The sequence below is a fragment of the Hymenobacter segetis genome (assembly GCF_054776495.1).
Genome location: NZ_BAAHBV010000002.1, coordinates 1,556,434 through 1,577,601, shown reverse-complemented (window position 1 = coordinate 1,577,601; position 21,168 = coordinate 1,556,434). Strand labels below are relative to the sequence as shown.

The window sequence follows — 21,168 nt, the reverse complement described above, 5'->3', positions numbered from 1 at the left end:
TTGATGCCCGGGCCGAACGCCAAAACCGCCGCCGCCCCCAGTGGGACAGCGGCGGCTGAAACAGGCGGCAGCGGCGCTACTCTGCCTTAACCTTATTGCACGATGCGGCTCAGCACATCCGTAAACGGTTGCTGGTCGGTGTCGCCGCCCACGGCGGCCACCTTGCAGTACACGCGGTCGCCCGATTTGCAGGCCGTAAGCAAAGCGTCGCCCTCGCGCACCACCACCACGTACCACTCAATGTCGGGCTCGGTGGGGTCGAGGGTGTAGAGGTACTTGAGGGCTACGGCGTGGGGCGGTCGCTTGGCCTTGGCGCAGAGCGTGCCGGGCTGGGGGCCATCCACGAGCTGGAACTTGAGCGGCACCTCCAGGGTGGTGTGGCGCTCGCGCTCCTTGGTGAGCATGAGGCCGGTGGAGAGCAGGGCGGCCTCGTCGTCGGCGTACAGGGCGTTGGCCATCTGGGCCACGGCGCCGAGGGCGGCGTTGAGGGTGACGCGGAGCTGGGCCAGCTCGGCCGTTTGGGTGGGGGTGGGGTGCAGGATGCTGGCCGCCGCCGAGTAGGGCGTGAGGGCCGCCAGCAGGGCATCGGTCTGGGTCTTGGCCTTGGGGTAGCGGGCGTTGCCCACCGTGTTGGTGAGGCAGTTCTGGGCCAGCGGCCCAATCTCCATCTTGGCAACGTTATCGAAATTGGTAATCAGCTTTCGGGAATTCATGGGAAAAGGATTGTAGACAAAAAACCTGGAAACAGCTGGCCCGCAGGCCCCGACGCACCCGGGTTCTTCGTCGCCACACGGCCCCCCGCCGGCCGGCCCCGGCCCGCGCCCGGCGGTCCACGCCATGCCAGACGCATCGGACGCGCCGTCCTAAACGTCCGACGGCGCGTTGGACGTTTAGGACGGCGGGTCGGACGTATCGGATGGGCCGTCCTAAACGTCCAACGGCGCGTCGGACGTTTAGGACGGCGCGTTGGACGAATCGGACGGGCCGTCCTAAACGTCCGACGGCGTAACTGACGCATCGGACGGCGCGTCCTAAACGTCGGTTACGCCGTTCAATGCGTGGAAAACCCCAGTGGATGCGTGGAAAAGGCCGGCGGCCCGCCTGCCCGGCCGGGAGGCGGTTTCCCGCGCCGGAGCCGCCGCCCAGCCCAGCGCCCAACAGGGCGCGCACGCAACGAATACGGCGGGGCAAAGGCAACATGGCGCGGGTAGAGCAGACCAGGACAAGGCCCTGAGCACCACCGCCCCGGCCAGCGCCGAGGCCCGGCACGCCAGGACAACGCACCAAATATAAGTGCCGCCATTGCCCCCGCAAACGTTTGGGAAAAATAAATTGGCCGGGGCGGCTGACTGGCAGCACCATAGCGCCAACGGCTAGGTTTGCGACCCCGGGCCGGCTCCGGCCCGGGGAGGGCCGGGGAAGGCCGGCAGCGGGCCAGCGGCTGGCCCCGGCCCGCAGGGGCCCGGCTACCCCACCGCCGTCGGCAGGGCCACGCCGTAGAGGGCGGCCACGGCGGCATCGACGGCCGCTTCGGACGTGGTGGTGTCGGCGGCGGGGTCGGAGGCTTTGGCGTCCAGAATCTGCTGCACCAGCGCGGCAATGGCCGCTTGCTCGGCGGGCGTGGCGGCGGGGATGGGAAGCTGCTCGACGTATTGCTTGAAAAAGCGCAAGTACCCGCCGCGAATCGAAGCCGATAGGCTACGGAAGTACACGTCTATCAAGCTAGAGTTGAGGACACCCAATAGAAACAAGTCATCTATGGGCAGGAAGTAGCCGGTATTAGCTAAACAGGCACCGCTTACATCAAGCGTGAAAGACAGGATGGGCGCAATGTCAGGGAAGCAAATCTTGGGCTTCTCAAATTCCTGCCAATACTCGATGCTGTCTTGCACCTCGTACCATTTGTAAGTACCGGGTTTTCGCCCCGGCCATTCGGCAGCGGCTTTGTCACTGAGATGCTTCGGACGCGGCTCAAGCTGCTTCCGAAATTGCTCAAGATGGGCCATTACTGCCGGGTACTTCTCAGGGTCGATGCCCCGGCGCATGAACAACAGATATTTAGAAGCCTTGGGTTGTTGATACCGCTTTACGTCGCGTCCACCTAAAAACGGCTTTATAACTTCCTCAGAATTGGGGTCTGTATCAATCAAAGCCTTCCGAGTATTGGCATCGATAACAAAGGCTTCATTGTAGCCAGTCAGTATGCCACGATACATTTTCACGTCTATGTATTGCCCAAGCGGCATACCTGCTGCACTAAGTTTGTCTAACTCTTCCTGTGCTTCAGCATCGGCTAAGTTCCATCCATCAGCCCTCAAAGAGGATTGCGGAACGGCGCGGGCTACACTTATAACAGAGGCGGCAAAGTCAGGCAGCAGCTTCGGCAACGCAGCAGCGCGGAAGGTGCTTTCCGCAGCGGGCGCGCCCTGGCGCAGGGCCACGATGGCGGGGTAGGTGGTGGCTTCGGGGAACACGGGCAAGTCGCCGAAGTCCACGAACTCCAACAGGGTTTGGGTACTGGCCAGCCAGCCGCGTAGCGCGGCCCCGTAGCCGGCCCGCAGCCACTTGTTGGGCACGATGTAGGACAGCTCGCCGCCGGGGGCCAGCAGCTCGGCCCCGAGTTGCAGGAAGTACACGTAGAGGTCGGCCGTGCCGGCAAAGACGTGGCCGAAGCGCTGCTTGAGGTGGGGCTTGAGGGCGGTGAAGGCTTCCTGCCGGATGTAGGGCGGGTTGCCCATCACCACATCGAAGCCGCGAAAGGCCCCCGCGTCGTCGAGCACCTCCGGAAACTCGAAGCGCCACTCGAAGGCCTCCCGAAAGAGGGCGCCCTGCTCGTGGGCCTGGATTTCGGCGTCGAGCTTGTCGGCCAGCAGCTCCAGGCGGCGCATTTCGAAGGTGCGGGCCTCCTGCTCCTTCGGGCTGCCGGCGAAGAGCGTGCCCTGGGTTTCGAGGACCAGCCGCTGGTTGCGGTACTTGCGCAGGTCCACCCGCTTCTTGTCCTTGAGGTGCAGCACGGCCGTGAACTGCTCCTTGATTTGCTGAAAGAACCCCAGCAGCTTGTTCTTGTCGTCGCGCCCCCGGCTGCCGAAGTATTCGTGGGCGGCCTCCTTGTACTTCTTCAGCGTGAAGCCGCCCTTTTTAAACACTTCGGACAGGTCCACGTCGAGCGCAAAGCGGGCCAGCAGCGAGTTGCCGGGCTTCACGTTCAGGTCGAGGTTGGGCAGGGTTTCCAGCTCCCGGAAGTCGGTTTCGGGCTTGTAGTAGGCGTGTTTCAGCAGCTCAATCCACAGGCGCAGCCGGCAGATGCGGACGGAGTTGGGGTTAAGGTCGACCCCGAACAGGGCGTGCTCCATCAGGGCGCGCTTCTCGCGGAACAGGGCTTTTTGCAGGCGGGTGCGCTCGGGGCCCACGGTGCGCAGCCCCGTGGCCGCGTCGAAGGCCGCCACCCGGTAGGGGGCGGGCAGGCCGTCGGCATCGGTCACCAGCAGCTCGTCGTGCTCCACCTCCAGGCGGTAGGGCAGGCGCGCGCCCTCCTCATCCAGCAGCAGGCCGAGGCGCGATTTCAGGGCCAGCAGCTCGTTGAGGGCACTCACCAGGAAGTGGCCCGAGCCCACGGCCGGGTCCAGCACGGTGAGGGTGTTGAAGTGGGCGGCGTAGGCGGCGCGGCGGGCGCGGTTGGCGGGCACCAGGGCATCCTGCAAGTCGTCCAGGGTTTCGCAGGCGGCCAGCTCGGGCCAGGCGGGGGCCTGGGCGAAGTGGCGCAGCACGGCGCGGCCCAGGGTCTGGCGGGCCATGTACATGGTCACGAAGCCGGGGGTGTAGAACGAGCCGTCGCGGTAGCCGTTTATCTTCTCGAACACCAGCCCCAGCACGGCGGCCGAGAGTAGCGGCCGGGGCGCGGGGGCGGCCGGTGCGGCGGGGGCATCGGGCGCGGCGGCGGCGGGTGCGTGGCTGGTGGTGGGGTCGGTGGCGAAGTCGTAGGCGTCGAGGAAGTGCAGCAGGTAGGGCAGCGCGGCCCACTGGGGGGCGGCGCTGGTGTGGGCCTTGGCGGGGGGCACGGCCGGGGCACCGGCCTTGCGCAGCACCGAGCCGGGGTAGGGGGCCAGCCCCAGCCCATCGCGCAGGCCGCTGATGTCGAAAGTGTAGCCTTCCAGCTGGCTGGGCTCGAAGAGGGAAGAGTTGAGGTAGGGCACCTCGGGGAAGGCGGCGCGCACGTCGGGGCTGCGGTCGGCGGGGGCGCGGTTCAGCACCTCGAAGAACAGGGTAAGCACCTCGTCGTAGTCGGTGAGCTTGGCCGGGTGCAGGAAGCGAAAGTGGGCGGCATCGGCGGGGGCGTGGTAGCGCACCAGCTGCCCCTCCAGCAGCTTGAGGAACAGCAGGCGGTTGACCCACATGAGGCACAGGGCCAGGGCCACTTCCTCCAACTGGGCTTCCAGGGTGTCGCCGTAGGGGGCGCGCTCGGCCAGCGGCATGTTGTTGAGGCCGTGGCCGGTGTGCAGCTTGCGCAGCGTGTTTTCGAGCAGGGAGCCGGGCTGGCGCTCGGCCTCGGGGCAGCGGCCAATGCGGCGCAGGCCGCCCTGCTTGTCCTCTTTCAGCCCCATCAAGTACAGCAATTCGTTGTAGAACTCCTGGTTGAGGGTGTTGGGGTCGCGCCGCCCGGTGAGGGGCTCCTTGAGCAGGTAGGCGGGGTGGAAGAGGCGGTAGAGAGCCAGCAGGTCGGCGGCCTTGGTGGGCAGGCCGGGGCGCAGGTCCACGTAGGCCACGCGCAGCTCGCCCTCCAGCGCGGCCAGCTTCTTGCCGGCAATGCTCTTGTAGAAGAAGCTGGTGTCGGTATCGGCCTTGGCCCCCGCCTTCCAGTCGCGGAAGGCCTTCACAAAGCCCTTGTCTTTCCAGAACAAGCGGTTGAAGTCGACGGCATCGAACACGTACCACTCGTAGCCCGTGGTGACGATGAGGCGGCGGAAGTCGTCGGCCTGCTCGTCGGTGCGGTCCTCCAGGTAGTAGAGCAGCAATTGCTGGAAGGCCTTGCGGTTGAGGTCGTCGGGGGCCAGCATCTCGCCGGGGTTCTTGGGCCCCTTCACTTCCAGCACCACCGCCACCGGCGAGTCGGCCGTGTCGCCGAGGTGCAGCACGAGGTCGCGCTTGTTGTGCACGTTGCCGTAGCGGGAGCCGCCGTCCTCCGGCCGGGTCACGAGGCGCAGGAAGTCGAGAATGTGGGTTTCCCCGTGGCGCTCAATCTTGGTCGGGTCGAGGTGCCGGAGCATCTCGGCCAGGTGGGCCCGGAATTCGCCCAGCTGCTCGGCGGAAGGGCGCAGGCGGCGCAGGGCGGCCGTGGCCGCGTCGGGGGAAAGAAGACTGGGTAGAAGCATGGGAGCAAATGTAGGCGCGGGCCGCTTGCAAGCCCACCGTAGGGGCGGGGCTTGCCCCCGCCCGCCGTTGAACGACCTCCCAGCAAGCCAAACTGCGTGCCCGGCGGGCGGGGGCAAGCCCCGCCCCTACTCTACCACGAGGCGCAGCGCCTGCTCCCCGGCCCGCACCACGTACAGCCCGGGGGGCAGGCCCGTTGCATCCAGCGTGGCCGTGCCGGCGCGGGCGGGCACCACGCGCACCACGCGGCCCAGTGGGTCCAGCAGCTCGGCCGAGGTGGCGGCGGGGGGCAGGGCCAGGGCCACGCGGCCGGTGGCGGGGTTGGGGGCGGCCGTGAGGGCGGCGGGGGCCGTGGCCGGCGCGGTGGCCAGCGGGCCGGTGCCGCCGTTGAGGCGCACGGTGAGCTCCGGCGTGCCACTGGCACTCGTCAGCGCGTCGAGGTCGCCGTCGCGGTCCAGGTCGGCCAGCAGGATATTCGCCGAAGTCACACCGGGGCCACTGCCGCCGATGCTGGTAAAGCTGCCGCCTCCATCGTTGGCCCAGGCATACAGGCCCACGCTGCCGGCCACGGTCACGGCCAGGTCGAGGTCGCCGTCGTGGTCGAGGTCGCCCAGGGCCAGGCTAAGTGGGCGGGCGGGGGGGACGACGGTGCGCGGGGTGTTGAAGCTCCCGGTCCGGTCATTCAGGCTGATGACCACCAGGTTGCTGCTCCCGCCCGCCGTGGCCACGTCGAGGTAGCCATTGCCGTCGAGGTCGCCCAGCGTCAGGTCGGTGGGCGTCAGGCCGGCCGACCCGCCCGTGGTGCGGCTAAAGCTCGCCGGGCCATCATTGAAGCTGACGAAAAAGGCGTTGCCGCTGGGCAGCAGCGCCGCCAGGTCCAGGTCGCCGTCGTTGTCCATGTCGCCGAGGGCCACCCCGGTGGGTTGGCTGGCGCAGGGCAGCGTGGTGCCGGGGCTGAAGCTGCCGGCCCCGTTGTTCAGCAGGCACTGGATAAGGTTGGCGCTGCTGGCCGCCACCACCAGGTCCAGGTCGCCGTCGCCGTCGAGGTCGCCCACGGCCAGGGCACTGGGGCCGCTGGCGGTGGGCACCTCCTGGGTCCCGCTAAACGTGCCGGCCCCGTTGTTCAGGCGCACGCTCACCGTGCCGGCCAGCCGGTTGGCCACCAGCAGGTCGAGGTCGCCATCGCCGTCGAGGTCGGCCAGGGCCAGGGCCCGGGGTTCCTGGTCGACGGCGATGCTGACCGGGGGGGCGTAGCTGCCCGCCCCCTGGCCGAGCTGCAGGGCCACGGTGTTGCCAAAGGTGGGAGCCGCCAGCAGGTCGAGGTTGCCATCCCCGTTCACATCGCCCACGGCCAGCGCTACCACCGGGGTCGGTTGCGGCACCACCACCGAGCTGCCGAATACGCCCGTGCCGGTGCCCCCGGTAGCCGCCACAAACTGCCCCACGCGGGGGGCGGCCAGCGGCCCGCCCCCCGCGGCGACGGCCGTGGTGAGGGAGTACTGCACGGTTTCGCCGGGCCGGTAGTCGTAGGCCGAGGGGGCCAGCGTGAGGGTGTTGCCGGCCACCGTGGCCGTGCCCCCGCCGCGCAAGCCCCCGCGCTGGCTGCTAAACACCTTGAGCCCCGCCGCCGAGCCAGCAGTGAGCGGCTGGCTGAAGGTGGCCACCACGGCACCGTTGCGCGGCACGCTGCGGGCGTTGGCCGCCGGGCTGATGGTGGTGAGGGTGGGCACCTGGGCCTGGGCCGGCCGCAGGGGGGCCAGCAGCAGCAGCCCACCGGCAGCACCCAAAAGCAAAAAGTGCCGGTTCGACATAGCGGTAATGAAAATGAAAAAGGAAAGGCCCATACGGCCGCGGCGGAAACGGGCCGCTAATTGACAAAGTTATGCGCCGGCCGGGGCCGCCACGGCCAGCAGCGCGGCATCCGCCGGCCCCCGCAGCGCCACTCCATACAGGGCGGCCCCGACGGCTTCGGCGGGGTAGTGGCTGGCGGCGGCGGCCTACTCTACCAGCAGGCGGCCCGATGCCGTGCCGGCGCGCACCACGTACACGCCACTGGCCAGGCTGGCGGGCAGCACCAGGGCGGCCGTGCCGGTGGCATCGGCGGTGGCCGTGAGCACCGGGCGGCCCAGCGCATCGAGCACCGTGACCCGCGTGCCGGGCGCGGTGCCCGTGAGGATGGCCGTGCCGTGGGCAGGGTTGGGGAAGAAGCCCAGGGCGGGCGAGGGGCTGCCGGCCCCCGCCGCCAACGGGCCGGTGCCGCCGTTGAGGCACACCCCGGCCGTGTTGTTGTAGCGGGCCACCACTAGGTCCAAGTCGCCGTCGGCATCCATGTCGCCCAGCGCCAGGCTGGCGGGCGAAGTGCCCACGGCCACCCGCAGCGTGCCCGTGAAGGTGCCCGTGCCGTTGTTGGCCCGCACGCTCACGCTGGCGTTCTGGGCATCGGCTACCAGCAGGTCGGCGTCGCCGTCGGCATCGACATCGCCAAAGGCCAGGGAGTAGGAGCCGGGATTGGTCGAGGTGGGGCTGACGGTTACCTCCTGGGTGCCCGAGAACGCGCCGGTGCCGTCGTTTACGCGCACGCTGGCGGTCGGGCTTTCGGAGTTGGCGGCGGCCAGGTCGAGGTCGCCGTCGCCGTCGATGTCGGCCAGGGCCACGGCGTAGGGGCGGGTGCCCACGGCCACGCGGCCAGTGCCGGCAAAGAGGCCGTTGCCCGCGTTGAGGCGCACCTCCACGCTGCCGGCCGCGCTGTTGTTGGCGGTAACCAGGTCGAGGTCGCCGTCGTTGTCGAGGTCGCCCAGCGCCAGGCCCTGGCTGCCCAGGTCCACAAACACGTTGGTGCCGCCGGCAAATACGCCGGTGCCATCGTTCAGGCGAATGCTCACCACGCCGTTGTTGCCGCCGCACACCACCAGCAGGTCCAGGTCGCCGTCGCCGTCCACGTCGCCCAGGGCCGCCGCGCCGGGAAAGTTGTTGTAGCTCACGCCCACCGGTACCTCCTGCGTGCCGCTAAACTGGCCGAGGCCGTCGTTCAGCCGCACGCTGGCGGTGGCCCCGTAAAAGTTGGCCGTAACGAAATCGAGGTCGCCGTCGCCGTCCACGTCACCCAGCACCACGTTGTTCACGCCCCGGCCCACGGGTAGGTTCTGGGTGCCGCTAAAGCTGCCCGCGCCGTTGTTCAGGCGCACGCTCACGGTGCTGGGGCCAACGGTGAAGTAGTCGGCATTGGCCGTGACCAGGTCCAGGTCGCCGTCGCCGTCCAGGTCGCCCACGGCCACCCCCTGCGGGTTGGGGCCCACGCCCACGCTGTTGCTCACGCCAAAGCTGCCCCGGCCCGTGCCGCCCACCGCCGTGGTGAGTTGCGCCACCCGGGCCCGGGCCAGGGCCGTGCCCGCCGTGGCGGCCGTGGTCACGGTGTACTGCACCGTCTCGCCGGGCCGGAAATCATAGGGCCGGGGGCTGAACAGCAGCATGTTGCTGCTCACCGTAGCGGGCGTTGCGCCCGTGCGCCGCCCGCCCCGCTGGCTGCTGAACACCTGGAGCGCCGCCGCCGAGCCCGGGCTGAGCGGCTGGTTGAACGAAACGGTGAGGGGCCCCGAGCGCGGGGCCGCTACGGCATTAGCCGCCGGGCTGATGCCCGTGAAAACGAGGGCCTGAGCCCCGGCCGTACCGGCCATCAGCAACAAGGCCCCAAGGCCGAAAGCCCGGCGGGCAAAAGGGTAGTAAGGCATCATGTAGCTACGCAAGGAAAGGAGGGATGCTGGCCGCCGCGCCGCCAAGGCCCGCCAAAGGTAAGGCTCCCATCCGGCCACCAGAGGCCAGCCCCGGCCAGGGGCCACATCCGGTCGGGAGCAGGGCATCTGGTTGCCCGGCTAAGCCGTCAGGCGGCCCCCCGCCTCGCTCACCGTCAGCGTCACGGGCTGGCCCACGGTCAGGGCCAGGTTGTCGGCCTCGTGCCCCACCGGGAAGCCGTAGCCGACGGGGAAGTCATACATCCGCGCGTAGCGGTCGATGATTTCCCAGGCGGTGCTGCCAAAGGGGATGGTATTGTCGCGCATGTCGGAGAAGTGGCCCACCACCAGCCCGGCCAGGCCCGCCAACTGCCCGGAGCGGTGCAGGTGCAGCATCATGCGGTCGATGTGGTAGAGGTACTCGTCGAGGTCTTCCAGAAACAGGATGCGGCCCGCGAAGCTCGCCTGCGAGGCCGTGCCGGTGATGGTCTGCAGGAGGCTCAGGTTGCCGCCCACCAGCGCGCCGGTGGCCGTGCCGGGCCGGTTGAGGGCGTGGGGCGCGGCTTCGATGGGCTGGAAGGCTTCGCCGAACAAGGCTCGCCGCAGGGTTTCGAGGGCCAGCTCGCCGCCGGCCTGATGAAACAGCACCGGCATCACGCCGTGGATGCTGCCGTGGCCCAGGGCCAGCAGGTGGCTATTGAGCACCGTGATGTCGGAGAAGCCGGCCACCCACTTGGGCCGGGCCGCGAAGGCCGTGAAATCGAGCCCGTCCACGATGCGGGCCGTGCCGTAGCCGCCCCGGGCGCAGAGGATGGCCCGGATGGCCGGGTCGTCGAGTTGCTGCTGGAAGTCGCGGCGGCGCAGGTCGTCGTCGCCGGCAAACTGGTGGTGGTCGCCGGCAATGCTTTCGCCCAGCACTACTTCCAGCCCCCAGCTTTCGAGGGTGGCGATGGCGGGAGCCAGTTCGGCGGCCGATATTTTGCGGGCGGGGCTCACGATGGCGACGCGCTGGCCAGCGTGCAGGGCAGGGGGGAAGGAAATCGACATAAAAGAGCAGGGTTAAGCGGCTGCAAATAACGCAGGCCGTATCTTCGGAACCAGCGCGGCCCGTTCGGACGCCCCAACCCCGGCCCCGGTTCCGGCGTTGGTATCCGGACCGGGGTCCGCTTAAGTACCCGGCTCACCTTTTCCTCTTTACCTGATGAAAGCACTTCTCCTCTTCCTCACGGCCCTGCTGCTCACGGCCGCCCACGGGGCCAGCGCCCAGACCGTTATCGACACCACCGGCGGGCGCTACTACCGCCCCATCTTCGCCAATGTGACCGTGACTTCGGGCGTGACCTACGGCGCGGCCGTGAACTCCGTGGGCACCAATCAGACGCTGACCATGGACATCTACCAGCCCACCGGCGATGCGCTGGCCCGGCGGCCGGTCATCATCTTCGCCCATCAGGGCGGCTTCGTGTCGGGCACCAAAACCGATGCCTATATGGTGGACGTGTGCACGAAGTTTGCCAAGCTAGGTTACGTCACGGCCAGCATCGACTACCGCCTGCTGGACCTCAGCATCGTCTTCGCCGGCGGCTTCGACACCGTGAACGTCGCCAAGTCGGCCATCCGGGGCATGCAGGATTTGCGGGCCGCCGTGCGCTTCTTCCGCAAAGACGCGGCTACTACGAATACCTACCGGGTCAATCCCAGCTACGTCATCGTGGGCGGCTCCTCGGCCGGGGCCTTCGCCGCGCTCGAAGTCGGCTACCTCGACAAAGCCGCCGAAGTGCCCGCCTACGTGGGCATTGCCGCCCTGGGCGGCGTGGAAGGCGTGAGCGGCAATCCCGGCTACAGCAGCCTGCCTCAGGCCGTGCTCAACCTGAGCGGCGCCACCGAAACCCCCAACTACATCGAAGCCGGCAACGCGCCCCTGTGCAGCGTGCACGGCACCGCCGATGGCACCGTGCCTTACCTGCAAGGCCGGGTGGGCTCGCTGCTGCCGCCCAAGTACGTGTACGGCAGCGGCCGGCTGCACCCCCGCGCCACCGCGTTGGGCATCCGCAACACCCTGCGCCCGTTGCGCGGCGCGGGCCACATTCCCTTCGAGAGCAACGCCTTATACGCCGACACCACCTTCCGCACCATCCGCGACTTCCTGCGGCCCGTGCTGGCCCTGCCCGGCCTGGTAGTCACGGCGGCGGTAGCTCCCGCCACTGCCCAGCCCGCCGCCCAGGCCTACCCCAACCCCGCCGACGACGCCATCCGCATCGAGCTGCCCGCCGCCTGGTCCACCGCCGCCGAGGCCCAGCTGCTGGACGCGGCCGGCCGCGTCGTGCGCCTCATCCAGCCCACCACCCGCACCCTAAGCGTGCCGCGCGGCACCCTCAAAGGGGGCGTCTATTCGCTGAAGTTCCCCGGCCAGCCGGCGGTCCGCATCGAGTTCCGCTAGGGGCCGGCGGGCGGCGCTACCAACTCCATATTCACGCAAAAGGGCAGGCCAATGGCCTGCCCTTTTGCATTGCCGCCCGTGGGGGCTTACTCCACCGTGAGGCGCAGGGCTTTGTTGCCAGCCCGCACCACGTACACGCCGGTGGGCAGCCCGGCCGGCAGGGCCAGGGCAGCGGTGCCAGTGGCATCGGCCGGGGTCGAAAGTACCGGGCGGCCCAGCGCGTCAACCACCGTCACCGTCGTGCCGGGCCGCGCGCCGATGAGGGTGGCCGCGCCGCCGTGGGCGGGGTTCGGATACAGGGACAAGCCAGCGGCGGCCCCCGTTAGGGCCACGGTGCGCACGGGCGAATAGTTGAAGGTGCCGTCCTGGTCCACCTGCTTGAGGCGGTAGTAGATAGTGGATTGGTGGGTTGGCAGGTTGTTGTCGAGCAGCTCGTAGCTGCGGGCGCTGCTGCTGCCGGCAGCGGCCACCGTGGCGATGCGCTCGAAGGTTGTGCCGTCGGCGCTACGCTCCACCTCGAAGGCCTTGCTGTTCTTCTCGGTGGCCGTGCGCCAGCTCAGGGCCACGGCGGTGCCCTGGGCCCGGGCCGTGAAGGCGACCAGCTCCACGGGCAGCGGGTTCACGTTGAAGTCGCCGCCGGCGGTGAAGTCGGAGAAGCCCGACACGCCGGTGCGGCTGAGCACGGGGGCCGTGCCGGAGCCAGTGGTGGCGACGTGGGCGCCCACCAGCGCCCAGTCGGCGGCGGCGTTGGCCCGCTTCAGCAGCACGAGCTGGGTGTAGTCGGCCGCGCCCCGGATGCCGGTGAAGGTGAACGTGGGCGTGTAGGTGCCATCAACGAGGCCGGCGGCGGCGGTGAAACGCCAGTAGCCATCGCCCGAGGTTTTGTTGACGGTAATGCTGCCTTCGGTGAGGGGAAGGCCCTGGCTGCCGGCCGGGCTGGCAATGAACTCGGCCATGAGCGTGCCGCCCGCCGTGGGCGCGGTGGTGTAAGTGATGGTGGCCGGGCGGCCCACCGTGGCCAGGCCCACCGGGAAGTCGCGGCTGCCCGTGCTGGTGCCTATCCAGCGCTGGAAGGGGCCGGCCACGCGGCCGGTGTTGGTGGCGGTGGCATCGAGGGTGCCCGTCACCGTGGCGCTGGTGCCCAGGGTGAGCAGGTTGGTGGCGGTCGTCGTCACCACGCCTTGTTGCAGGCGGAGCGTGCCGCCGATGGCGGTGGCCTCCGAGAGCGTGACGCCGGCCGCGTTGTTGATGGTGAGCGAGCTGGTGCTGGTTGTCATGGCCGCGAGGCCCGTACCCGTCACCTGCGCCGCCGGCCCATTATACTCCAGGGTGCCGTTTAAGGTGCGGGAGCCGAGGCTCTGCACGTTGCCGGTGGCCGTGCCGCCGGCGCTGATGCCGTCGGGGCTGCCCAGGCGCACGGTGCCCCCGGCCACGATGGTGAAGGTGCCCGCGCCGGTGAAGGCCTGGGTGCCCAGGTCGAGGGTGGTGCCGCTGGCCACCTGGGCATTCACCAGGCCCGTGATGGTGCCGGAGTTGTCGAAGGTTTGGGTGCCGGCGGTGCCGGGCTTGCTGAAGAGCAGCTTCTGGGTGGTGCTGGCCATGTTGCCGGTGCTCACGGTGCCGGCATTGCTGAAGCTGCCGTTGATGGCTACGGTGCCGCCAGTGTAATTAACGACCGGTCCGTTGGTGCCCGTCAGCAGGTTGAAGGTCGCGCCGCTGGCCACCGCAAAGTCGCCGTTCACCGTGAGCGGCGTGGTGCGCAGTGTATTGGGGAGGCCGTTGTTGGGCTGGGCCGCCGCAAACGTGCCGCCGTTCAGCAGAAAGCGGCCCTGCACCGTAATCGGCGTGCCCCCGGTGCCGGTGCTGCCGCCGTAGCTGCCAATCACACTGGTGCCGGCCTGCTGCACGTAGCCGCCGGTGCGGTTGCCGCTGCCGTCCACGGTGCCCAGCGTGAGGCTGCCGGTGGGGGTATTAAACAGGCGCAGCGTACCCGCGCCGGTGCTGCGCACGGTGAGGGTGCCGGCCACGGTCATGTTGGCCGTGGACATGAACAGGTACGGCTGCACCGCCGTGGCCGTGCCGGCGGGCAGGCCCGTCAGGTTCACGTCCAGGTTTTGCAGGGTCTGGTTCACGACGGCGTAGGTCTGGTTGAGGATGCCGCCGGCCAGCTCCAGCGTCGAGCCGGAGCTCCAGGTCAGGAGCGGCATGGCGACGTTGATGGCTGTGGCGTAGTGCACCACCCGGCCGCCGCTTGCCACGGTGGTGGTGGTGGTACTGAGGCCCTGGCTGGCCGGCGTGACGGTGCCGGTGCTCAGCACCAGCGTGCCATTCACGACCAGGGCATTGGTGCCGGCCACGCTCAGCGTGCCCGAGTTGAGGCTGGTGCCCGTCACGCCGTCGGCCCCGCTCAGCTTGCCGATAGACAGCACGCCGCCCGCGTTCACGGTCATGGTCGCCCCGCCGATGATGGAGAGCATAGCGCCGGCCGCCGTGTTCACGATGCCGCCGTTTTCTATGGTGGTGGTCTTGGTAAAGGTCGAGGCGGCTACTGTGACCACGTGGCCGCTGCGCACGTTCACGGTGCCCACGAAGCTGCCGGTGGGCGCTACGGGCGCGGCAAACCAGCCCGTGCTGCCGTCATACGAGGCCTCCCAGGTGGCAGGGGTGCCCCAGTTGCCGGTGGCCACGCTGCGGAAGTAGCCGGGGGCTACGGCGGTCTGCACGGTGTAGGTGGTGGTGGTTTGCAGGTCTTCCGAAGTCAGCACAACGGTGGCCGTGCTGCCCGTATTCAGGGTTGCCGAGGCGCTGCCGCTGGCCACGGCCGCGCCGTTGACGGTGATGCTGGTGTACCCGTTGCTGGCCGTGGGCGTGAGGGTGTAGGTGGTGGTGCCGGCCGGCACATACAGCGTGTAGGCCAGCGTGGCGGCAGCGAAGACGGGGCTGAGCGCGCCCACCGAGGGCACCAGGTTGGCCAGCTTGGCATCGGTGCCCACGATGTGGGTGGTGATGGTGGGCGTGTACAGGCCCTGGCCGGTCACGGTGGCCTTTTCGGCCCGCACGCGCAGGTAGTAGTCGGTGCCGTTGGCCAGGCCGGTCAGGGCCTGGCTGGTGGTATTGTAGCCGCTCAGGGCGAAGGGCGAGCCGGCTACGGGCGCGGCGAAGGTGTTATTGGTCGCCACATCGAGCACATAGCCCTCCACGATGCCGGCGGCCGGGGCCGCCCCGTTGATGGTGGGGCCCGTGAAGCTGGCCGTGAAGCCGGTGCCGCTGCGGCCCGACACGGCCAGACCGGTGGGCTGCAGCAGGGCGTAGCTTTCCACCCAGTTGCTGGTGGTGTTGCCGCTGGTCAGGTTGAAGTTGGTGAGGGTGCCGTGGGCCGCGTCGGCGGCCTGGTTGGCCACCGTGGGGTAGGCGGTGTTGGCCCCGCCGGCCGTGCCGTGGTCGAAGTTGTAGTACGCCAGCAGGCTGGCGGGCACGGCCGCGCTGGTGCTGGTCATGTCGGCCAGCACCTGGGCCGGGGTGAGGGCGGCGTTGTAGAGGCGCACTTCATCGAGGCGGCCGTAGAAGGGCTGGCTGTACGCGGCCGAGCGGCCCAGCCACAGGGGCTCAGCCGTGGCAATGGGCGAGGTCCCCGACGTGGCGGCCACGGCCACCCCGTTCACGTACAGTTGCAGGGCAGTGCCGTCCCAGGTGGCGGCTACGTGCGTCCAGCGGCTGGCCGGAATGGCCGTGGTGGCCGTGGCATACGGCCGGGCCGAGGTACCCATGCCGCCGGGCCACACTTCGGCGTACAGAAGGCCGTTGGCCAGCAGCACCAGGTTGTAGTCGCCGCTCTTGCGGATGATGGAGTTCACCGCCGGCAGGTTGGTGCCGTACACCCAGGCTTCCATCGTGAGGCTGCCCAGGCCCAAGTTGTCGAGGGCCGGGGTGGGGGCCACCGCCACGTAGTTGCTGCTGCTGCCGTCGAAGGCCAGCGCGTTGCCGGGCGGGGTCAGGGGCGCGAAGGGCCGGCGAATGCTGGTCAGGCCGTTGGCCGCCGTGCCGGTCAGGCTGGTTTTGTCGGCCCGCACGCGGTAGTAGTAGGTCTGGGCCGGGTCGAGGCCGGTGATGGCCTGGCTGGTGCCGGCCACCGTGAAGGGCGAGCCGGCCACGGGCGCGGTAAAGGTGTTGTTGGTGGCCACGTCCAGCCGGTAGCCGTTGTCGACGGTGCCAATGGCCGGGGCCGTCCAGTTGGCGGTGAAGCCGGTGGCCGTGCTGCCGGTGGCGGCGGCCAGCGCGGGCACCACCCCGGCGTAGCTTTCCACCCAGTTGCTGGTGGTGTTGCCGTTGGTCAGGTTGAAGTAGGTGAGGGTGCCGTCGTTGCCGTTGCCGCTCTGGTCGGTGAGGGTGGTGAAGGTGGCGTTGCTGCCAGCGTTGGTGCCGTGGTCGAAGTTGTAGGCGGCCACCAGGCCGGCCTGGGGCGCGGCGGGTTGGTTGAGGTAGGCCGCCTGCACCTGCGCCGCCGTGCGGGCCACGCTCCAGATGCGGACTTCGTCGAGCAGGCCGTTCCAGTAGGCCTGGCCGTTGCGCATGCCGATGGCAACGGCGCTGGTGCCCGTGAGCACGGCCCCGGTGGCGGCCCGGCTGTTGTCGAGCACGCCGTCGACGTACAGGCGCAGCGTGCTGCCGTCGTAGGTGCCCACCACGTAGTGCCAGCGGCCGTCGGCCAAGTTGGTGCGGCCATACAGCCAGCCCCCGGCCGCCGACGGCCCGTTGAGTAAGAAGGAGGCCCGGCCGGCCGCCGCGTTGTTACCATTCAGGGCCAGGTACCACGAGTCTTCGGCCTTGGTCGTGATGTACTGCTCGGCGGTGCTGTTGGTATTCACCCAGCCTTCCAGCGTAATGGTGGTCGTGAGGTTGAACGCCGCGTTGTGCGCCACGGTCACGTAGTTGTTGGTGCCGTTGAAGGCCAGGGCGTTGCCGGGCGGGGTCAGGCCGCTCAGTGTGCGTACCGTGCCGCTGGCATAAGCGCCCGTGCCGGTTACGCTGGTTTTGTCGGCCCGCAGGCGATAGTAGTAGTTGCGGTTGGGCAGCAGGCCGCTCACGGCCTGGCTGGTGGTGCCGGCCGTTACGCCGAACGAGGTGGCACCGGAGGAGAACGTGCTCGTCGGTGCCACTTCCAGCGCGTAGCCGTTCACGATGCCCACCAGCGGGGCCGCCCAGTTGGCGGTGAAGCTGGTCGTCGTCACGCCGCTCACGGTGGCTAGGGGCACCACGCGGGCGTAGCTTTCCACGTAGTTGCTGGTGGTGTTGCCACTGGTCAGGGCGAAGTTGGTCAGCGTACCATCCTGAAAGTTCGTGGTGCGGTCGAAGAGCGTGGTCTGGGTGGTGTTGGCCCCGCTGGCCGTGCCGGCATCGAAGTCGTAGGCTGCCACCAGCCCGGCCTGCGGCACCGCCGGCTGGTTGGTATAAGCCGCTTTGATTTCGGCCGCCGAGCGGGCCACGCTCCAGATGCGCACCTCGTCGATGCTGCCGTTGAAGTATTCATAATTGGCCCCCGAGCTCGGGTCGTTGGTGCAGCCGATGCGCAGGTTGCTGGGGCTGGGCACTGTGTGGCCGCCCGGCGTATCGCTGCCCACGGCCACCCCGTCGAGGTAAATGGTGCGGGTCGTGCCATCAAACGTGGCCGCCACGTGGTGCCAGTGACCGCTCAGGTCGGGCGTGGTCACGATGAGGTCGGGCCCCCACCAGTAGTTGATGATGCCCGTCGGCGACAGCCGCAGCGCATTCACCTGGTTGGTGGTGCCCCAGTTTCCCCAGCCGATGATGCCCATCACGCCCATGGCATTGGGCTTAATCCAGGCCTCCAGGGTGTAGGTGCCGTTGCCCGTGGGCACGGGCGTGGTGTTGGGCAGGGCCACATAGTCGTCGGTGCCATCGAAGGCCAGGGCGTTGCCGGGCGCGGTCAGGCCGCCGGGCGTGCGCAGACTGAACCCGTCGCGCGAGTAGGCTCCCTGGCCGGTCACGCTGGTTTTGTCGGCCCGCAGGCGCAGGTAGTAGCGGGTGTTCACGGTGCGCCCGTTGATGGTGGCGCTGGTAGCGCCGCTGGCGGGCGTGAGCGTGGTCACGCCCGCGCTGTAGTCGGCCGTGGTCGAGCAGTCGAGCACGTAGTTGGTGATGGTGCCCACGGGCGGGGCCGTCCAGGTCACGCTCAGGCTGGCACCGCTGGCATTGCTGGTGGCGGCCAGGTTGGTGGGCTGCACCAGGGCGTAGCTTTCAATCCAGTTCGAGGTCGCGCCGGTGAGGGCAAAGCCAGTGAGCGTACCGGTATAGCCGGCCGCGCTGCCTATGTTGGGCAGGGTATTCACGCCGGCGTTGTTGCCGCCGGCCGTGCCCCGCTCACAGGTATAGTACACCTCCAGTCCGGGCTGGGGCAGCGTCAGCACGTTATTGAACGCGGCCTTCACCTGGGCGGCCGAGCGGGCCACGCTCCAGATGCGCACTTCATCAAGGCTGAAGTCATAGGCATCGGGGCTCTGGTTGCCCAGCCGGAGTTGCAGGGAGGGGTCGTTGGTGTAGTGAGTGCCGCCGCCGCCGCGCGAGTTTTCGGCCACGCCGTCCACGTAAATCGTCGTCGTGTTGCTACCCACTACCCCGGCCAGGTGGTGCCACTTGCCGTCGTTGATGAAGGTGTTGCTGAACAGGTACTGCCCGCCCACGTTGAATACCGCCTTGCCGGCATCGGCCGAGGAAAACCCGTAGATGCCCAGCCAGAAGTTGCTGCTGGTATTCACGAACTGCGCGGTGTAGCGCGGCGCGCTGCTGGTTCGTACCCAGGCCTCCACCGTGTAGGTGTTGCTGTAGTCCGGCAGCTCGGTGCCGGTATTCACATAGCAGAAAGTGCCGCTGAAGCTCAGCGCATTGCCGGGCGGCACCTGGGCCAGCGCCGGGAAAGTGCCCAGCAGTACCAGCCACAGCCACATCAGGGCCAGCCGCGCGCAGCCGGAGGTAAAGTTTCCAATCATAAAAGAGAGAGAGTGTGAAGTTTGCCGCAAATGTCGGGCTTACTTCAAAGCGGCGGTATCGCATGTTGATGCGATGCCGGCCCGGTCCGGCGCGCCAGTCTCTCCCTTCTTTTTATCCAGCCAGAAGTTATTGGATGAGGCCTTTCAGGCCAGCGTCGAGGCGGCCAGCTGGCCTTCTGCCACTGCTTCCACGGCCTGCACCTCGCCCCGCCGGGCCACGAATACGCCGGCCGTCCGCAGCTCGTCGCGCCATTGGCGCAGGCGCAGCAGCGGCACCGGCCCGGTGGCGTACACGCCGTGCACGTCGGTGCGCAGGGCGGTGGCGGGCAGCTCCAGCCAGGTCAGCACCTCGCGCAGCACGCCCACGTCGGGGTGGCGCAGGTACACGTCCAGCTCCAGCTCCTCGGCCGCTTGCAGGGCCGGGGCCGTGGCCTGCTTGGCATAACCGTAGCGCAAGCCGCGCCGTAGCGCCAGCACATCGGCCAGCACCGCCGAGCCGGTGGGGTGCCCGCCCGCCCCGCGCCCGCCCAGAAACTGTGGCCCCGCATACTCGCCCTCCACCACCACCCCGTTGAACTCGTGCTCCACGATGAACAGCGGCGACTCCGGCCCCAGCATCTGCGGCGTGACCAGGGCGGCCACGCGGCCGTTGGGCAGGCGCTGCACGCTGGCCACCACCTTCACCTTCTGGCCCCGCGCCGCCGCATAGGCCACATCCGCCGCGCCCACGGCCTCGATGCCCAGGTTCAGCACCTCATCAGCTTCCAGAAAAACCCCGTAAGCGTGGGCCGCCAGAATCACCGCCTTCGAGCGCGGGTCAAACGCGCCCATGTCCAGCGCTGGGTCGGTTTCGGCAAAGCCCAGCGCCTGCGCCTCGGCCAGCGCCGCCGCGTAGTCGGAACCTTCCTCGCTCATGCGCGTCAGCACGTAGTTCGACGAGCCGTTGAGGATGCCCTGCACCGCCCGCAGCGGCTCGTGGCTGAAGTAGCCATCCAGCGTCCGGATAACGGGAATGCTGCCGCACACCGCCGCCTCGTACAGCAGCGCCCCGCCAAAGTTCTGCTCCAGCTGCACCAGCTCCGGCAGGTGGCGGGCCAGCATGGCCTTATTGGCCGTCACCACGCGCCGGCCCTGGCGCAGGGCCGCACTCACCAGCCGGAAGGCCTCCGCCGCATCGTCAATTACTTCCACCAGCACGTCCAGCGTGGGGTCGTTCAGCAGCTCATCGGCGTGGTAAGTGAAGTGGTCGGCCGGCAGCGTGCGCGGCTTGTCGGGGCTCTTGACGGCAATGCGCGTCACGGCCAACCCCAGGCCGGGCTGCTGTTGCAGGATGTCATAGAAGCCCTGCCCCACGCAGCCAAAGCCGATAAGGCCCAGCCGCAGGGGTTGTGGTTGGTTGTCCATAAAAGAGAAGGTAGTCAGTATTGTTTGGCCCGATTCTGTCATCCTGAGCGCAGCGAAGGACCTTCTTACGGCCGAACGGTGCGCAGTAATCTCAAATAGCGCAGCCGTGGTAAGGTCCTTCGCTGCGCTCAGGATGACAGGCCCGCCGGCCTAATGCACGAATGTGGGCGCGTAGAATAGCTCCAGAAAGTGCGTGATGGCCGCCGTTTCCAGCAGGAACCCATCGTGCCCGTAGCGCGAGTCCAGCTCGCCATACATGGCCCCCGGAATATGCGCCGCCAGCTCCCGCTGCTCCGTCAGCGGAAACAGCACGTCGGAGGTAATGCCCAGCACCAGCGTGCGCGCCCCGATGCGGGCCAGCGCCGCCGGCACCCCGCCCCGGTTGCGGCCCAGGTGGTGCGTATCCATGCTCCGGCTCAAAGAAACGTAGCTGTAGGCATCGAAGCGCGACACCAGCTTGTCGCCCTGGTAGCGCTGGTAGGTGCTGGCGCGGTGCTCGCGCAGCAGTTCGTCGTCGCTCGGGTCGGTCTGGGTTTCGGCGTAGGCCGAGTAGCTGCGGTAGCTGAGCAGCGCAATGGCGCGGGCGGCGCGCAGGCCCTCATCGCCCCCGCCGGGCTGGCCGGCGGCATAAGTCGGGTCGGCCTCAATGGCCAGCCGCTGCGCCTCATTAAAGGCAATGCCCCAGGCCGAATGCCGCGCATTGGTGGCAATGACCACCAGATGGTCGAACAAATCAGGCCGCTGCACGGCCCACTCCAGCGCCTGCTGCCCGCCCAAAGAGCCGCCAATCAGCGTATTGATATCCGTCAGTTCCAATTCCTCGCGCAGGGCCTCGTGCGCCTTCACCAAATCCCGAATGGTCAGCAGCGGGAAGTGCTGGAAGCGGGCCTCCCCGGTAGCCGGGTCGGCATCCAGCGGGCCGGTAGTACCGTAGCACGAGCCCAGCACGTTGGCACACACGATAAACCATTCCGACGGGTCGTAGTAGCAGCCTGGGCCTACCAGGCCCGGCCACCAGGCCAGCACGTCGGCGTTGGCCGTGAGGGCATGGCACACCCAGACCACGTTGTCGCGGTCTTCGTTGAGCTGGCCCCAGGTTTGGTAGGCCACGTGCGCCCCGGTCAGGGTTTCGCCGCTTTCCAGGGTAAGGTCAGGCAGGTCAAATACTAGGGTTGGCATAATTCAATTAAATAGCACAGCTTCAGAACCAGCGAACCGGCCCGGC

General features: G+C 68.5%; 9 protein-coding genes. 1 reads left to right on the top strand and 8 read right to left on the bottom strand.

The annotated features are described in order from the left end of the window. Positions 1–92: 92 nt before the first annotated feature. From ACYU70_RS16925 to ACYU70_RS16905, 5 genes are all read right to left on the bottom strand, one after another. Positions 93–713, bottom strand: a complete 621-nt coding sequence (locus tag ACYU70_RS16925) for a hypothetical protein (protein WP_342298843.1) — start codon at positions 711–713, stop codon at positions 93–95. A gap of 753 nt (positions 714–1,466) precedes the next feature. Then, entirely contained in the window at positions 1,467–5,369 is a 3,903-nt protein-coding gene (locus ACYU70_RS16920; RefSeq protein ID WP_342298845.1) for a type IIG restriction enzyme/methyltransferase, read from the bottom strand. A gap of 126 nt (positions 5,370–5,495) precedes the next feature. After that, positions 5,496–7,178: an FG-GAP-like repeat-containing protein gene (locus ACYU70_RS16915; RefSeq protein ID WP_342298846.1), complete on the bottom strand. Its 1,683-nt coding sequence runs from the start codon at positions 7,176–7,178 to the stop codon at positions 5,496–5,498. 186 nt (positions 7,179–7,364) lie between these two features. After that, the gene (locus ACYU70_RS16910) at positions 7,365–9,098 is read right to left on the bottom strand and encodes a T9SS type A sorting domain-containing protein (protein ID WP_342298847.1); all 1,734 of its coding nucleotides are present in this window, start codon (positions 9,096–9,098) and stop codon (positions 7,365–7,367) included. A 138-nt stretch (positions 9,099–9,236) separates the two neighbouring features. Further along, positions 9,237–10,142: a S66 peptidase family protein gene (locus ACYU70_RS16905; RefSeq protein ID WP_342298849.1), complete on the bottom strand. Its 906-nt coding sequence runs from the start codon at positions 10,140–10,142 to the stop codon at positions 9,237–9,239. A gap of 154 nt (positions 10,143–10,296) precedes the next feature. Here ACYU70_RS16905 and ACYU70_RS16900 point away from each other — a divergent pair, with 154 nt between their 5' ends. Beyond that, positions 10,297–11,535 carry a hypothetical protein gene (locus tag ACYU70_RS16900; protein WP_342298851.1) on the top strand — a complete coding sequence of 413 codons (1,239 nt, stop codon included), beginning with the start codon at positions 10,297–10,299 and terminating at the stop codon, positions 11,533–11,535. An 86-nt stretch (positions 11,536–11,621) separates the two neighbouring features. Here the strand turns inward: ACYU70_RS16900 and ACYU70_RS16895 are convergent, their stop codons facing one another. From ACYU70_RS16895 to metX, 3 genes are all read right to left on the bottom strand, one after another. After that, on the bottom strand, positions 11,622–18,539 hold the full coding sequence (locus ACYU70_RS16895; protein ID WP_342298854.1) for a LamG-like jellyroll fold domain-containing protein: 6,918 nt from the start codon (positions 18,537–18,539) through the stop codon (positions 11,622–11,624). A 144-nt stretch (positions 18,540–18,683) separates the two neighbouring features. Further along, positions 18,684–19,943: a homoserine dehydrogenase gene (locus ACYU70_RS16890; RefSeq protein ID WP_342298855.1), complete on the bottom strand. Its 1,260-nt coding sequence runs from the start codon at positions 19,941–19,943 to the stop codon at positions 18,684–18,686. A gap of 150 nt (positions 19,944–20,093) precedes the next feature. Beyond that, positions 20,094–21,122 carry a homoserine O-acetyltransferase MetX gene (gene metX / locus ACYU70_RS16885; RefSeq protein WP_342298856.1) on the bottom strand — a complete coding sequence of 343 codons (1,029 nt, stop codon included), beginning with the start codon at positions 21,120–21,122 and terminating at the stop codon, positions 20,094–20,096. Positions 21,123–21,168: the final 46 nt, after the last annotated feature.

Excerpts from the sequence above, each read along its gene's own strand:
- ACYU70_RS16910 (WP_342298847.1), bottom strand. The coding sequence starts at position 9,098 with ATGATGCCTTACTACCCTTTTGCCCGCCGGGCTTTCGGCCTTGGGGCC.
- ACYU70_RS16925 (WP_342298843.1), bottom strand. The coding sequence starts at position 713 with ATGAATTCCCGAAAGCTGATTACCAATTTCGATAACGTTGCCAAGATG.
- ACYU70_RS16915 (WP_342298846.1), bottom strand. The coding sequence starts at position 7,178 with ATGTCGAACCGGCACTTTTTGCTTTTGGGTGCTGCCGGTGGGCTGCTG.
- ACYU70_RS16900 (WP_342298851.1), top strand. The coding sequence starts at position 10,297 with ATGAAAGCACTTCTCCTCTTCCTCACGGCCCTGCTGCTCACGGCCGCC.
- ACYU70_RS16890 (WP_342298855.1), bottom strand. The coding sequence starts at position 19,943 with ATGGACAACCAACCACAACCCCTGCGGCTGGGCCTTATCGGCTTTGGC.
- metX (WP_342298856.1), bottom strand. The coding sequence starts at position 21,122 with ATGCCAACCCTAGTATTTGACCTGCCTGACCTTACCCTGGAAAGCGGC.
- ACYU70_RS16920 (WP_342298845.1), bottom strand. The coding sequence starts at position 5,369 with ATGCTTCTACCCAGTCTTCTTTCCCCCGACGCGGCCACGGCCGCCCTG.
- ACYU70_RS16895 (WP_342298854.1), bottom strand. The coding sequence starts at position 18,539 with ATGATTGGAAACTTTACCTCCGGCTGCGCGCGGCTGGCCCTGATGTGG.
- ACYU70_RS16905 (WP_342298849.1), bottom strand. The coding sequence starts at position 10,142 with ATGTCGATTTCCTTCCCCCCTGCCCTGCACGCTGGCCAGCGCGTCGCC.